The sequence below is a fragment of the Streptomyces sp. NPDC093221 genome, from assembly GCF_044753885.1.
Taxonomy (GTDB): Bacteria; Actinomycetota; Actinomycetes; order Streptomycetales; family Streptomycetaceae; genus Actinacidiphila.
The window spans coordinates 1,020,072-1,034,438 of sequence record NZ_JBIVOA010000003.1 but is presented as its reverse complement, the minus strand read 5'-3'; the positions used below and the strand labels follow the sequence as shown (position 1 = coordinate 1,034,438).

The following is a 14,367-nucleotide window of genomic DNA, read 5'->3' as shown; positions in this document are numbered from 1 at the left end:
CCGAGAGTGCATCCTCCCACCTGGTCCACCCGAGGGTGACAAAGCCACAACAGCCAGCTACCGCAAGGGTGATGAGCTTGTCCGGTAGTAGTCAAGTAGGGTCAACAGGGCTGCGGGGCACCCTGCACCGCAGTACCCTTCCTTGATCGTGGACGGGGGTGGGAGGCGGGTGGCGTGGAGACGTCCGGAGGTCTGATGCTCCCGGGTGGTGGAGATCAGGAGGACCGTCAGGTCGCGGACGGTGCCGCCGCCGAGGCGGTGCAGAGCGCGGTCACCCTCGCCCAGCCGCTGGAGATCGGAGCGGAGCTGGACTGGGGCGCGGAAGCCTGGTCGGAGGTACGCACCCGCGCCACGCGCGCCGGGCGGGCCTATGTATGGCTCAACCTCGTGGAACAGCGCCTGCGCGCCGTCGTCAACGCTGTGCTGCGCCCGATCTACGAGCCCGTGCACGGCGAGGAGTGGGTGGTCGCCGCGGCGGGCCCGGCCGGGCACGAATGGGTGCAACGGGCCGTCGCGGTACGGGAAGTGAGCCGCCGTAAGGGCTTCCTGCTCGACCCCGCCGACGACAATGTGCTCAGCTTTCTGACGCTGCCCCAGCTCCGCGAACTGGTCGTCCAGCACTGGCCGTGCTTCGAGCCGTACTTCGACGACCGCCGCGACCTCGAACTCGCCCTGGACGAGCTGGAGGTGGCCCGGCACGTCGTCTCGCGCAACCGGGCGCTGTCCAGGACCGTCCTGGACCAGGCCGAGCGGGCCGCCGCCAAGCTGCTGGAGCTGCTGGGCGCGGGACCCGCCCGTACGGCCGCGCAGCGGCTGCCGGTGGACGCCGTCGAGGACCTGGTCGCCGACCGCTACTCCGACGTCATCGGCGTCTACCCGGACCGGGTGCGGCTGCAACGGCAGCTCCCCGTCGAGGACTTGTTCTCCGGCGCGCGCCGGCTCGACGCGATAGGCATCGGCCTCAATCTGCTGGTGCAGAATTACTCGGGGCGGCGCCTGGTGCGGCTCGCCGAGTCCGGCTGCCGGGTCAGACTGCTCTTCCTCAACCCCGCGAGCAGTACGGTCCGCCGCCGCGAGCGGGAACTGGGCCTGGGGCGCGGTGAGCTGGCCCGGTCGGTCGAGATGAACATCATGCACATGCGCCGGGTGCGGGCCCGGCTGCGGGACCCCGACGCCTTCGAGATCCGGGTCTTCGACGAGACCCCGCGCTTCACCGCCTACCTCGTCGACGGCGACACCGGCGACGGCCTGGCCGTCGTGCAGTCCTATCTGCGGCGGGCCCGCGGCATGGAGGTGCCGGTGCTGCTGCTGCGCGGCGGGTCCCGGCAGGTGGTCGCCGAGGAAGGGCCCGCGGAACACGGGCTCTTCGAGGTCTACCGCGAGGAGTTCGAGGGCATCTGGACGGATTCCCGTCCCGTGTCGTGACCTCCGGGGGAGGGGCGGGGACGCCCCGGGAAACGGAACCCCGCCGTCCGGCGCTGTCAGTGGTCCGCGCGATGATGGCAGGGCACACGGGGGTTACGGGGAAATGGGTGGGAAGGATGCTCGCCATGGCATGGCATGAGGAGCTGTTGGTCGGGTTCGACCTGGAGACGACGGGGACGGATCCGCGCCAGGCGCGGATCGTGACCGCGGCGGTCACCGAGGTGAAGGACGGGGAGCCGGTACGGCACCGGGCGTGGCTGGCCAATCCCGGCGTCGCCATTCCCGAGGAGACCACCGCCATCCACGGCATAAGCACCGCCCGCGCGGCGGCCGAGGGGCGCCCGGCGCCGGAGGTCGTCGCCGAGATCGCCGACGCCCTGCGGGGGTACTGGGCGGCCGGGGTGCCCGTCGTCGTCTACAACGCGCCCTTCGATCTCACCCTGCTGGACGAGGAGTTGCGGCGGTACGCGCTGCCGCCGCTGGCCGTTCCCGGGGCCCGTCCGGGGCCCGTGCTCGACCCGCTGGTGATGGACCGCGCCCTCGACAAGTACCGGCGCGGCAAGCGCACCCTGGAGGCCGCCTGCGGCGTCTACGGTGTCGTCCTCGACGGCGCGCACGAAGCGGGCGCCGACGCCCTCGCCGCCGTCCGCGTCGCCCGCGCCCTCGCCGCCCGCTACCCCCAGGTCGCCGACGCCGACCTCTGGGACCTCTACGACGAGCAGCGCGGCTGGTACGCCGACTGGGCCGAGGACTTCGCCTCCTGGCTCCGCCGCAAGGGGTCCGCCGACGCCTCCACCATCGACCGCGCCTGGCCGCTGCGCGTCTCCGCCGCCTGACCCCTCCGGGGCCGGTCACCCGCCGTCCCGCGTCCCGCCGCTGCGGCGGATCGAAGAGGCGCCCCCTCTTCGGCTCACCTGTGCGTCGCGGTCAACCGGCGGCCGTGCGGGGGGTGATGGGGCGGGGGAAGGCGGCGGTGCCTTCCTTGAAGGCCGCCGCGGTGGGGCGGGGTCAGAAGGAGTACCAGCGGACGGTGGGGTCGGCGGCTCTCAGCGAAGCGACACGTCGGCGGAATTCGTTGAGGGCGGCCGGGCTGGCCGGGGCGTGCTGGGCGACCCAGGCGCAACTGGCGGTCTCGCGGGCACCGCGCAGGACGGTGATGCCGGGCCACTCGGTGACGTCCCAGCCATAGGCGGCGGTGAAGGCGTCGTACGCCGCCGCGGGCACCCCGTAGCGGTCACGGCTGAGCGCCTGGACGACGAGGTCGTGCTCGCGCAGGTCGGAGGAGAAGGTCTCCAGGTCGACCAGGACCGGCCCGTCGGGCCCGATGTGCACGTTGCGCGGCAGCGCGTCCCCGTGGATCGGCCCGCGCTCCAGGTGCGGTACGAGCTCGGCCGCGGCGGTCGCGAAACCGTCGCGCCGATTGCGCAGATACGCGGCGTCCGCCGGATCGATCGCGTCCCCCGCCAGCCGCAGCCAGCGCTCGACCCCGCCGAGCAGCTCACGCGGCGGCAGCCCGAAGTCCGGCTCGGGCAGCGCGTGCACGAGCAGCAGCAGCGGCGCCACATCGGCGGGCTCCGCGGGCCGCAGCGGCTCCGGCAGCCGCTGCCAGTACGTGATCGGGTGGCCGTCCACCAGCCGCACCTCGGACTCCGCCGAGCGCACGGCGGGCACATCGTGCTTGGCCAGCCAGTCGGCGGTGCGCACCTCGCGCCGGGCCCGCTCCAGCAGATCGGCGCTGCGGCCGATCTTGATCACCAGACGCCCGGCGGCGTAGACCGCGTTCTCGCCGAAGGCGAGCAGCTCGGCCTCGTGATGCCCGGCGGCATCCAGCACCGCCCGCGCCCGCTCCCGCGTGAACACCCTCGTGTCCGCCATGCCGAAACCCGAACCCTTCGCCGAATCGCCCGCAGTCCCGAATCGTCCACTGTCCCGTACCGCCGCGCCCGCCCGCGCCCTCCCCGTACGCCCCCGCCGTGTCACGCGCCGCCCCACCGACGTGCCGCTTTCCGTACCGCATATGCCGACAGCATCGGTCAACGGCGCGGAACTAGGCCAGTGTCGCATCCGCGCGCCCCCTGAACGCGCGTCACCGGCTGAGAATGCGCCGTGAATACGCCCGAATACGTCGGGCGCGCAGCGATGAATCCTGGCCGCCCGGCCGGTCGGTATCCATGAAGGCCCGTCCGGGGGCCAGGTCCAGGAGAGGCGGAGAAGACTGTGACGGCGGCACCCGGCCCGACGGAACCCCTGGTCGTGGACGTGACCGGGCTCCCCGGCGGCGCGCCCGGCACCATCGGCGCGCTCGCCCGGCTGGGGCTGGCCGCGCACAGGACCGGGCACACCGTGCGGTTGCGCGGCGCCACCGCGGAACTCCGCGAATTGCTCGAACTCGCCGGGCTAGCGGGGCAGTTCGAGTGGGAGGCCGAAAAGCGGGAATAGGTGCGCGGTGTCGAGGAACGCGTTGATGCCGGTGATCCGGCCGTCGGTGATCTCCAGCACCTGGAGCGCCCACGGGTGGTGGCCGCCCTCCGGGCCGTTCGACCGGTACTGCCCGAAGCCGGGCGATCCGTTCGCCCACACCGGCAGCAGCCGGGAGTCCTTGCACTCGATACCGGTGCCGAGGAACCAGTCGCGTATGTCCTGGTGACCCTGGAGCCACAGGGCGTACGGCGGCATGGACAGCGTGACGTCCTCGTGCAGCAGGGCGGTCAGCGAATCGAGGTCGTAGCGCTCGAAGGCGTCCACATAGCGCGCGAGCAGCTTCTCCTGCGCCTCGTCCATCGGCGCGGCGGCGGCCTTGGCGTAGTCGGTCCCCGCCGTGCTCACCCCGGCCTCGCTGAGCGTGGCACGGGCGCGCTGCAACGCGCTGTTGACGGACGCCACCGTCGTACCGAGCAGTTCCGCGGTCTCGCTGGCCTTCCAGGCCAGCACCTCGCGCAGGATCAGGACGGCCCGCTGCCGAGCGGGCAGGTGCTGGAGGGCGGCGACGAAGGCCAGCTTGATCGTCTCGCGGGAGACCACGACATCGGCCGGGTCGCCGGAGGACGGCAGGGCGCGGACGTCGGGCACCGGCTCGATCCAGACGCTCTCCGGGGAGGCGGCGGGCAGCGTCGCGTCGGCGTGCGACGCGGGGGACAGGTCCATCGGGCGGGCCCGGCGCTTGCCCGCGTTGAGACTGTCCAGGCACACATTGGTCGCGATCCGGTACAGCCAGGAGCGGAACGAGGCCCGACCCTCGAAGCCACGCTGCCCGCGCCAGGCGCGGACCAGCGTCTCCTGCACGGCGTCCTCGGCCTCGAACACCGAGCCGAGCATGCGGTAGCAGTAGCCGGTCAGCTCTGCCCGGTGCTCCTCAAGACGGAGCTCCACCTCGTCGGCAGCCAGGGCGGTACCGCTCCCGGCGCTTTCGCTCTCTCTCACGGTCACGCTTTCCACACTAGGCCCGCCCACTGACAACGAGCCCGGAAAAGGGGCCCGGAACACCGCCCGGAACGCGCCGGAGCCCCCGTCCCGGGCGGGACAGGGGCTCCGTGACCTGCGGAGAAACGCGGGATCCGAATTTTCCGAGGTAATTTTCGCGCCGGGCCGAGGCGGGCCGGGCCGGGCCGGGAACAGGTCCTGGGGCCCAGGTCGGGTCGGGAACAGGTCCCAGGGTCCTCCCCGGCTCCTGGCCGGGGATCAGACCCGGTCGGGCACCTGGTCCCGGTACGGCTCCTCCGGCAGCGCGACGACCGGCGGCGGGGCCAGGGTCGACTCGTCGTGCGTCATGTCGGGCAGCCGGTGCATCCAGCGCGGCAGGTACCAGTTGCGCTCGCCGAGCAGGCTCATCACGGCCGGGAGCAGCACCCCGCGGATGACGGTCGCGTCGATCAGCACCGCGAAGGCCAGGCCGACACCCATCTGCTTCATGCTCTGCATGGACAGCGTCCCGAAGATCGCGAACACGGCGACCATGATGACGGCGGCGCTGGTCACGACGCCCGCGGTGGTGGTGATGCCGTGCTCGATCGCGCCGCGGGTGCTCATCCCGCGCACCTTGGCCTCGCGGATCCGGGAGACCACGAACACGTGGTAGTCCATGCTCAGCCCGAACAGGATCACGAAGAGGAACAGCGGCAGCCAGGCCACCACCGCGCCCGTACCGGTGGCGCCCACCAGCGACGCGCCCCAGCCGTGCTGGAAGACCGCGGACAGGATGCCGTAGGCCGCGCCCACCGAGAGCAGATTGAGCACGATCGAGGTCAGCGCGATGGTCAGCGACCTGAAGGACAGCAGCATCAGCAGGAAGGCGAAGACGGTCACGAAGGCGAAGACCGGCAGCACACTGCTGGTGATCTTGGCCGTGAAGTCCATCGACCCGGCCGTCCCACCGGTCACCGGCGCCTGGAGGCCGTCGACCTTGCCGAGGGTGTCGGGCCGTACGTGGTCGCGCAGCGTCCGCACGTTGTCCTGGGCCTTGGCGCGGTCGCTGCCGCCGGCCAGCGGTACGTCGATCTGGGCGACGTTCTGCGCGGCGTGCACGGTCAGGGTGACCGGGCCCTTGCTGGCGCCCGAGGACACGGCCTCGGCGCGGAAGGCGGCGATGGCCTTCTTGACCGCCGGGGCGTCGATGTCGTCGGCCTTGACGACCACGTTGGCCTGGTCGGGACCGCCGGGGAACGCCTCGTTGATGTGCTCGTAGGTCTGGATGATCGGCAGCTTGCTGCCCAGTTCCTGCGGCATCGACAGATTCGCGGTCTTCATGCCGAACGCGGGGAGCGCGATGACCAGCAGCGCGCCGCCCGCCATCACCGTGGCGGTCTTGGGGTGGCTCAGCACCGGACCCAGGACGGTCTTCCAGAAGCGGCTGCTGGGGTTGGCGGCGCGCCGGGCGGTGTTCTTCCGGCCGCGGTTCAGGAACGGGATGCGGCCCTTCTCGACCCGGTGGCCGAGCAGCGACAGCAGCGCGGGCAGCACGGTGACCGAACCGAACATCGCGATGGCGACGACGATCATCGTGGCCAGGCCCATCGCCTTGAAGTCACCGATGCCGGTGAAGAGCATGCCCGCCATGGCCACGATCACGGTGATGCCGGAGATCAGGATGGCCCGCCCCGAGGTGGCCGCCGCGATCTTGATCGCGGTCTGTCCGTCGTGCCCCGCGGCCCGCTCCTCACGCTCGCGGCGCAGGTAGAACAGGCAGTAGTCGACGCCGACGGCCAGGCCGACCAGCAGCATCACGGAGTTGGCGGTGTCGCTCATCGGGATGATGTGGCTGACCATCGCCACCACACCGCCCGCGGCCATGAACGCCGTCATCGCCAGCGCCACCGGCAGCAGCGCCGCGACCAGCGCGCCGAACGCGATCAGCAGGATGCCCAGTGCCACGGGCACGGCGGAGAACTCGGCGGTCTTGAAGTCGCTGCCGAAGGCGTCGTTGAGCACCTTCCCGCCGCTCGCGTCGCCGAATTCCTCGATCCGCAGGTCCGTGTGGCGCGACTGGACCTTCTTCACCGCGTCCATGACCGGCTGCACCTTGTCGGGCGCGTCGTCCGCCAGGCCGAGCATGTCGAAGCGGACCAGCGCCGAACGCCGGTCGGCGGAGACGGCCTTGGTGTCATAGGGCGAGGTGACCGCGGTGACCTTGCCCGTGCCCTTGACCGCGGTCATCACATCGGCGACCGCGGTGCGGAAGGCCGGGTCGGTCGCGTGACCCGAGCCCTTGGCCTGGATCAGCACCATCTCGCCCGCCGCGCTCTTGAGCCCGGCGTTCTCCTTGATCGTGGCGGCCTGGTTGATCTCGCCGGACATCGACTTGTCCTGGTCGAGGTCGACCCGGCCCGCCGACTGTCCGACGAACATCGCCAGGATGACGAAGAGCAGCCACCCGCCCACCGCCGCCCAGCGGTGCCGGGCGCTCCAACCGCCCATAGCCGCCGCGATGCCCATCCTGCTGCCGTGTGCGCCTGAGCGACTCACGGTGTCCCCCTTGAAGGATCGTCATGGGTGGCGGCCTGACCTGGTGATCCGGGGCCGCTCCGTACGCCTATGACGCTATGGGGACGCGGGGCGCCGACCCATCCGGCCTGCTGGTGACTTCCGGGAGGGCGGGCTCCCCCTCAGGGGTGGGGACAACCCCACCATGGCCGGGAAGTTGGCCCTTACACCGACACCAGTCGGCGCGCGGGCAGCAGCGCCTCGTCGTACCGGCGCAGCAGTAGTTCGGCCAGCTCCGGCGCGGCGCCGAGCACCGGCGCGAGCAGGTCGGCGCCCGCCTCCCGCGCGCCGCGGGCGATCCGGTCGGGCAGGAAGCCCGGCGCGATGACGTACGGGGCCACGGCGATCCGGCGGACGCCCTCGGCGCGCAGCGCGCGTACGGCGTCCTCGGTGCGCGGCAGGGCGGCGGAGGCGAACGCGGGGCGCACGGCGCGCCATCCGGTGCGCCGCCACTCCCGCGCGATGTCGGCGATCACCGCCCTGGCCTCCGGGTCGGTCGAGCCCGCGGAGGCCAGCACCACACCGGTCGAGGCGCGGTCGCCCGGCCGCAGCCCGGCCTCCGTCAGCCGCCGCTCCAAGGTGGCGACCAGCAGCGGCGACGGGCCGAGCACGTCGGCCTGCGTGATCCGCAGCCGGGAGGGGGCGTCCCGCAGTACGGCGGGGATGTCGGCCTTGGCGTGGAAGGCGCGGGTCAGCAGCAGCGGAAGGGCGACGGTCTCCCGTACGCCCTCGGCCGCGAGCCGTTCCAGCACCTGGGGCACCGAGGGGGCGCAGAAGTCCAGGAAGCCGGTCTCGACCCGCAGACCCGGCCGCGCCGCCCTGACCCGCCGGGTCAGCGCGCGCACGGTCTCGGCGTGCCGCGGGTCGCGGGAACCGTGCGCGATGACGACCAAGGGGGGCCGGGCGGCGGGGCGCACTACTGCTGGGCCCCGGCGGTCAGGCCGCGGCTGCGCAGCACCCAGCGCTCCAGCGGGCTGAAGATGATCTGGTCGATGGCAATGCCGACGAACAGGATCAGCAGGATGCCGAGGAAGACCCCGGCCATGTCGGAACCCTCGCGCATGTTCTCCAGGTAGCGGCCGAGGCCGACGCCCAGGTCCGGTGAGGACGCGATGAGTTCGGCGGCCATCAGGGAGCGCCAGGAGAACGCCCAGCCCTGCTTGAGGCCCGCGACGTAACCGGGCAGCGCGGCGGGCAGCAGGATGAACCAGGCGCCGCGCAGGCCGGTCGCGCCGATGGTGCGGCCCGCGCGCAGGTACAGCGGCGGCACCTGGTCGATGCCGGACACCAGGCCGTTGGCGATCGACGGCACCGCGCCCAGCAGGATCACCGTGTACATCGCCGAGTCGTTGATGCCCAGCCAGATCACCGCGGCGGGCACCCACGCCACCGACGGCAGCGACTGGAGCCCGGACAGGATCGGGCCGATCGCCGCCCGTACGAACGGCACACGGGCCACCAGCAGGCCCAGCGGGGTGCCGATGGCCAGCGCGGCGACGAAGCCGAGCAGGCCGCGCTGCACGCTGGTCCAGATGATGGAGAGCAGGTCGCCCTCGTTCCACCGCTCGGACAGCGCCTGGCCGACGGCGTGCGGGCTGGGCAGCTTCGTCGGGTCGGAGAAACCGCCCCACACCGCGAGCTGCCAGACCACCAGCACCAGCAGGATCGCGGTGACCGGCGGCAGCACCTTCTTGAACAGGATCTCCCAGAAGGGCGCCCGCCGGACCTCGACGGTCTCCAGCGCGTCGAGGCCCGCTTCGAGCCCTGACAGGTCGTGCCGGTCCGCGGCGCCCGGCCCGTCCGTCTTCCCGAGCGGGACGGCGCCTTGCGCGGACGTCTCAGTGCTGGCCATGGCGGCGGATCTCCCCACGCAGTTCTTCGGTGATCTCGACGGACAGGTCCGCCACGGCCGCGTCCTCGATACGGCGCGGCTGCGGGATGTCGATGGTCCACTCACGGGCGATCCGCCCCGGCCGTGACGACATCAGCACGACCCGCTCGGCGAGCCGTACCGCCTCCCGGACGTTGTGCGTCACGAACAGCACCGACAGGTCGGTCTCGGACCAGATCCGGGTCAGCTCGTCGTGCAGCACATCGCGGGTGATGGCGTCCAGCGCCGCGAACGGCTCGTCCATCAGCAGCAGTTGGCTGTCCTGGGCGAGCGCGCGGGCCAGTGCCACGCGCTGCCGCATACCGCCGGACAGCTCGTGCACCCGCTTGCCGTACGCGCCGCCGAGCCGTACGAGGTCCAGCAGCCGCTCGGCCTCGGGGCGGCGCTCCTCACGGGGCACGCCCCGCAGCCGCAGGGCCAGTTCGATGTTCTTGCCCGCCGTCAGCCACGGGAACAGCGCGTGTTCCTGGAACATCAGGGCGGGCCGCCCGCCGGGCGCCGCGATGGCGCCCGCGGACGGCTTGTCGAGTCCGGCGACCAGATTGAGCAGGGTGGACTTGCCGCACCCCGAGGCCCCCAGGAGGCAGACGAACTCACCGGGCCCCACGTCGAGCGTGATGTCGTCCAGCACGAGTTGCCGGGCGCCGGGCCTGCCGAACGCCTTCGACACATGGTCGAGCCGCGCGGCGTACGCCTCGGGCTCCGCGGTCTGCGCGTCGGCACTGGTGAGGGTGTCGGCCATGGGTGTCACCTCCTGGGGTCCTACGGGGCGGGTGCGGTTGACGCCGCTACGGGTCGTCGGGGGGCGGGTGTCGCGGGCGGGGCTACTGAGCGCCGAGCCCCGCGGCGTCCACCGTCGGCTTGCCGTCCGCCGTGAGCACCTTGTTGAGCAGCGTCAGGTCATACAGCCCGTTGAGCTTCGGCGCCTTGAGCAGACCGGCGTCCACGGCGTGCTGCGCCTCCTCGCCCGCGGTCTTCGCCAGCGGGTCGTCCAGCACCTGGATGGACTTCCAGGCCGGGTCGAGGACGTTGGCCGGGAGCGCCTTCTGCGTCAGCTTCTTGAGCTGCTCGTTCGCGTCCGCCTTGGCCTTGTCGGGGTTGGCCGCGATCCACGCGTTGGTGTTCACCGAACCGCGCAGCACCGCCTCGACCACGTCCGGGTGCGCCTTGAGGAACTTCTGCGACACGATCACATTGGTGATCACGAACTTGTTGTCGGGCCACAGCGTGCTCTCGTCCAGCAGCACCTTCGCGCCCTCGGCGACCAGCTTCGACGCGGTGGGCTCCGGCACCCACGCGCCGTCGATGGAGCCCTGCTTGTACGCGTCGGGGGTGATCTTGTTGTCGGTGCGGACCACCGACACATCGCCCTTGCCGCTCTGCGCGTCGACCTTCCAGCCCTTGGTCTTGATCCAGTTCAGCAGCGCCACGTCCTGGGTGTTGCCGAGCTGCGGGGTGGCGATCTTCTTGCCCTTGACGTCGTCCAGCGTCTTGATCTTGTCGGGGTTGACGACGAGCTTCACACCGCCGGACGCCGAACCCGAGATGATCTTCAGGCTGGCGCCGTTCGACTTGGTGTAGCCGTTGATCGCGGGGGAGGGGCCGATCCAGCCGATGTCGATGGAACCGGCGTTGAGCGCCTCGATCTCCTCGGGGCCCGCGTTGAAGGTCAGTTCCTTGACCGTGGTGGCGCCCAGTTCCTTCTGGAAGATGCCTTCCTTGAGGCCGACCAGCGGGGTGGCGTGCGTCAGGTTCGGGAAGTAGCCGATCTTGACCTGGTCGGCGGAGAGCTTCTTCGCGTCGGCACCGGCACTGGCGGCCGGCGCGGTCGTCGCGTCACTCGACTTGTCGTCGTTGGAGCCGTAGCCGCAGGCGGCGAGAGCGCCGAACAGGATCGGCAGGGCGGCGGCCGCGGCGGTGAGTCTGCGGCGGCGGAGGGCGCGGGATACGGGACGGGACTGGGCAGACACGTGGGTGTCCTCTCGTAAGGCCCGGCGTGTCGCGCTCATGGTCAGGGCGCGGCCGGAAGTTCGTCAGGTCTTCGAAAGCGGTGCAACGGGGGCCGCTGTGCGCGGCGCTGGGGTACGGCGGCGGTCACGGCGTGCCCGTGGTCCGCGGCCGGGCGCGTCAGCCCACACATCGTGCGACCCCGCCCGTACCCGCGCCGAGTGAGCCGCTGCCGACGCGGCCGCCCTCCTTCGCGAAACCCGAGAAGGCATCCTGAGTCATCGTCAGAAGTCCCAACCCTCGTCGTCGGCCGCGCCACCCGCGGCCGGATCCGTCTTCTCCGCGAACGCCTCGCCCGCCATGCCCGCGGTCAGCGTCGTACCGTCCGCCGGGTCGATCAGCAGGAAGGAACCGGTCAGCCGGGAGTCCGCGTACGCGTCCACCGGCAGCGGCTCCGCGGTGCGCAGCAGCACCGCTCCGATGTCGTTGACCTCCAGCTCGGCGGGCTCGTTGTCGTGCGCGAGACCGTGCGAGAGGTCGATCCGGTACGGCAGGCCCTTGACGATCGCCTTCACCGTCCGGGTGGTGTGCTTGAGCAGCACGCGGTCGCCGATCCGCAGCGGACGCTCGTGCAGATGGCACACCGTGGCCCTGATGTCCTGGGTGATCGCGGGCGCCGTCGCGGTCGGCGCGATCATGTCGCCGCGCGAGATGTCCAGGTCGTCGGCGAGCAGCACCGTCACCGACTGCGGCGCCCACGCGGTGTCGACGGCCTCACCGAGCGCGTCGATCCCGGAGATCGTGGTGGTACGGCCCGACGGCAGCACCGTCACCGCGTCGCCGACGCGCAGCAGCCCCGAGACGATCTGGCCCGCGTAACCGCGGTAGTCCGGGTGCTCCGCGGTCTGCGGCCTGATCACGTACTGCACGGGGAACCGCGCGGGGCAGCCGGTCAGGTCGTGGCTGACCGGGACCGTCTCCAGGTGCTCCAGGACGGTCGGGCCGCCGTACCAGTCCATGTGCGCGGACGGCTCGACGACATTGTCACCGGCCAGCGCGGAGATCGGGATCGCGGTGATCTCCGGGACGCCCAGCGAGGCCGCGTAGGAGGTGAACTCCTCGGCGATGGCGGCGAACACGGGCTCCGCGTAGTCCACCAGGTCCATCTTGTTGACCGCGAGCACCACGTGCGGGACGCGCAGCAGGGCCGCGACGGCCGCGTGCCGCCGGGTCTGCTCGATCACGCCGTTGCGGGCGTCGACCAGCACCACGGCCAGCTCCGCCGTCGAGGCGCCGGTGACCATGTTGCGGGTGTACTGCACATGGCCCGGGGTGTCGGCGAGGATGAACCGCCGCCGCGCGGTGGCGAAGTAGCGGTAGGCGACGTCGATGGTGATGCCCTGCTCGCGCTCGGCCCGCAGGCCGTCGGTGAGCAGCGCCAGGTCCGGGGCCTCCTGGCCGCGGCCGAGCGACGCCCGCTCGACCGCCTCCAGTTGGTCGGTGAGCACCGATTTGGAGTCGTGCAGCAGCCGCCCCACCAGCGTGGACTTGCCGTCGTCGACGGAGCCCGCGGTGGCGAAGCGCAGCAGCGTGGTGGCCGACAACTGCTCGGCGGTGAGGGGGTTGGTGGGACCCGTGGTGGCGGTCATGGTTAGAAGTACCCCTCGCGCTTGCGGTCTTCCATCGCGGCTTCCGACATCTTGTCGTCGGCGCGGGTCGCGCCCCGCTCGGTCAGCCGGGAGGCGGCGATCTCGGTGATCACCGCGTCGAGCGTGGTGGCCGCGGAGTCGACGGCGCCCGTGCAGGACATGTCGCCGACCGTGCGGTAGCGCACCTGGCGGGTCTCCACCGGCTCACCGGCCTTCGGGCCGCCCCACTCGCCCGCGGTCAGCCACATCCCCGACCGGTTGAACACCTCGCGCTCGTGCGCGAAGTAGATCTCGGGCAGCGCGATCTTCTCGCGGGCGATGTACTGCCACACGTCCAGCTCGGTCCAGTTGGACAGCGGGAAGACCCGTACGTGCTCGCCCGGCGCGTGCTTGCCGTTGTAGAGCTGCCACAGCTCGGGGCGCTGGCGGCGCGGATTCCACTGCGAGAACTCGTCGCGCAGCGAGAACACCCGCTCCTTGGCCCGCGCCTTCTCCTCGTCGCGCCGTCCGCCGCCGAACACCGCGTCGAAGCGGTGCTCCCTGATGGCCTCGGTCAGCGGCACCGTCTGGAGCGGGTTGCGGGTGCCGTCGGGCCGCTCGCGCAGCCGCCCGTCGTCGATGTACTCCTGCACCATCGCGACATGCAGCCGAAGGCCGTGCTCGGCGACCGTACGGTCCCTGAACTCCAGCACCTCGGGGAAGTTGTGCCCGGTGTCCACGTGCAGCAGCGAGAACGGCACCGCCGCGGGCGCGAACGCCTTCAGCGCCAGGTGCAGCATGACGATCGAGTCCTTGCCGCCGGAGAAGAGGATCACCGGCCGCTCGAACTCGCCCGCCACCTCCCGGAAGATGTGCACGGCCTCGGACTCCAGCGCGTCCAGGTGCGAGAGGGCGTACGGGCTGTCCGTGCTTCCGGAGTGCGCGACGGCGGCGGTCATATGGTGAGCCCCTTCTCGACAAGCAGCGCGTGCAGTACGGAAGCCGACTCCTCGACCGTGCGGCCCTGGGTCTCGATCCGCAGATCGGGGTCGGCCGGGATCTCGTACGGGTCGTCCACGCCGGTCAGGCCGGTCAGTTCACCCGCGGCCTGCTTGGCGTACAGGCCCTTGACGTCACGCACCGAGCAGACCTCGACCGGTGTCGCGACATGCACCTCGACATAGCCGGTGCCCTGCTGCTGGTGGCGCTTGCGGACGGCCTCGCGGCTGTCGGCGTACGGCGCGATGACCGGGACGAGCGCCAACACGCCGTGCGAGGCGAGGAGTTCGGCGACGAAGCCGATGCGCTGCACATTGGTGTGCCGGTCCTCGCGGCTGAAGCCGAGGCCCGCGGAGAGGAATTCGCGGATCTCGTCGCCGTCGAGCACCTCGACCCGGCGGCCCTGCGCGCGCAGCCGCTCGGCGAGGGCATGGGCGATGGTGGTCTTGCCCGCGCTCGGCAGACCGGTGAGCCAGACGGTGGCGCCGGTGGTCATCCCCA

13 protein-coding genes are annotated in these 14,367 nt (G+C 71.7%); 3 read left to right on the top strand and 10 right to left on the bottom strand.

The features are described 5' to 3' along the window. The first annotated feature begins 195 nt into the window (after positions 1–195). Together ACIQCJ_RS16380 and ACIQCJ_RS16375 are read left to right on the top strand one after the other, a co-directional pair. Positions 196–1,425, top strand: coding sequence for an SAV2148 family HEPN domain-containing protein (locus tag ACIQCJ_RS16380; protein ID WP_355338811.1), 1,230 nt, complete (start codon positions 196–198; stop codon positions 1,423–1,425). 125 nt (positions 1,426–1,550) lie between these two features. Next, entirely contained in the window at positions 1,551–2,261 is a 711-nt protein-coding gene (locus tag ACIQCJ_RS16375; protein ID WP_391048729.1) for an exonuclease domain-containing protein, read from the top strand. Positions 2,262–2,433: 172 nt separating this feature from the next. Here ACIQCJ_RS16375 and ACIQCJ_RS16370 read toward each other — a convergent pair whose 3' ends face one another. Continuing rightward, positions 2,434–3,300: an aminoglycoside phosphotransferase family protein gene (locus ACIQCJ_RS16370; protein WP_355338711.1), complete on the bottom strand. Its 867-nt coding sequence runs from the start codon at positions 3,298–3,300 to the stop codon at positions 2,434–2,436. Positions 3,301–3,642: 342 nt separating this feature from the next. Here ACIQCJ_RS16370 and ACIQCJ_RS16365 point away from each other — a divergent pair, with 342 nt between their 5' ends. After that, positions 3,643–3,864: an STAS domain-containing protein gene (locus ACIQCJ_RS16365; RefSeq protein ID WP_188280389.1), complete on the top strand. Its 222-nt coding sequence runs from the start codon at positions 3,643–3,645 to the stop codon at positions 3,862–3,864. Here the strand turns inward: ACIQCJ_RS16365 and ACIQCJ_RS16360 are convergent. From ACIQCJ_RS16360 to cysC, 9 genes are all read right to left on the bottom strand, one after another. Further along, the gene (locus ACIQCJ_RS16360; RefSeq protein ID WP_355338814.1) at positions 3,823–4,845 is read right to left on the bottom strand and encodes a sigma-70 family RNA polymerase sigma factor; all 1,023 of its coding nucleotides are present in this window, start codon (positions 4,843–4,845) and stop codon (positions 3,823–3,825) included. The genes ACIQCJ_RS16365 and ACIQCJ_RS16360 overlap by 42 nt on opposite strands. Before the next feature lie 258 nt (positions 4,846–5,103). Next, entirely contained in the window at positions 5,104–7,353 is a 2,250-nt protein-coding gene (locus tag ACIQCJ_RS16355) for an MMPL family transporter (RefSeq protein ID WP_402711754.1), read from the bottom strand. 212 nt (positions 7,354–7,565) lie between these two features. Further along, a complete protein-coding gene (locus ACIQCJ_RS16350; protein WP_402711682.1) occupies positions 7,566–8,318 on the bottom strand; it encodes a sirohydrochlorin chelatase in 753 nt (250 codons plus the stop codon). Then, positions 8,318–9,253, bottom strand: a complete 936-nt coding sequence (locus ACIQCJ_RS16345; protein ID WP_355338720.1) for an ABC transporter permease — start codon at positions 9,251–9,253, stop codon at positions 8,318–8,320. The genes ACIQCJ_RS16350 and ACIQCJ_RS16345 overlap by 1 nt, the downstream gene beginning before the upstream one ends. Continuing rightward, positions 9,240–10,043, bottom strand: coding sequence for an ABC transporter ATP-binding protein (locus ACIQCJ_RS16340; RefSeq protein ID WP_402711681.1), 804 nt, complete (start codon positions 10,041–10,043; stop codon positions 9,240–9,242). Before ACIQCJ_RS16340 ends, ACIQCJ_RS16345 begins: the two co-directional genes overlap by 14 nt. A 73-nt stretch (positions 10,044–10,116) precedes the next feature. After that, entirely contained in the window at positions 10,117–11,262 is a 1,146-nt protein-coding gene (locus ACIQCJ_RS16335) for an aliphatic sulfonate ABC transporter substrate-binding protein (RefSeq protein WP_355338726.1), read from the bottom strand. A gap of 261 nt (positions 11,263–11,523) precedes the next feature. Next, positions 11,524–12,888 (bottom strand): sulfate adenylyltransferase subunit 1, encoded by a 1,365-nt coding sequence (locus ACIQCJ_RS16330; protein ID WP_401312203.1) that lies wholly within the window; start codon positions 12,886–12,888, stop codon positions 11,524–11,526. 2 nt (positions 12,889–12,890) lie between these two features. Then, positions 12,891–13,826: a sulfate adenylyltransferase subunit CysD gene (gene cysD / locus ACIQCJ_RS16325; protein ID WP_355338732.1), complete on the bottom strand. Its 936-nt coding sequence runs from the start codon at positions 13,824–13,826 to the stop codon at positions 12,891–12,893. Beyond that, the gene (gene cysC / locus ACIQCJ_RS16320) at positions 13,823–14,362 is read right to left on the bottom strand and encodes an adenylyl-sulfate kinase (protein ID WP_355338820.1); all 540 of its coding nucleotides are present in this window, start codon (positions 14,360–14,362) and stop codon (positions 13,823–13,825) included. The genes cysD and cysC overlap by 4 nt, the downstream gene beginning before the upstream one ends. Positions 14,363–14,367 lie beyond the last annotated feature (5 nt).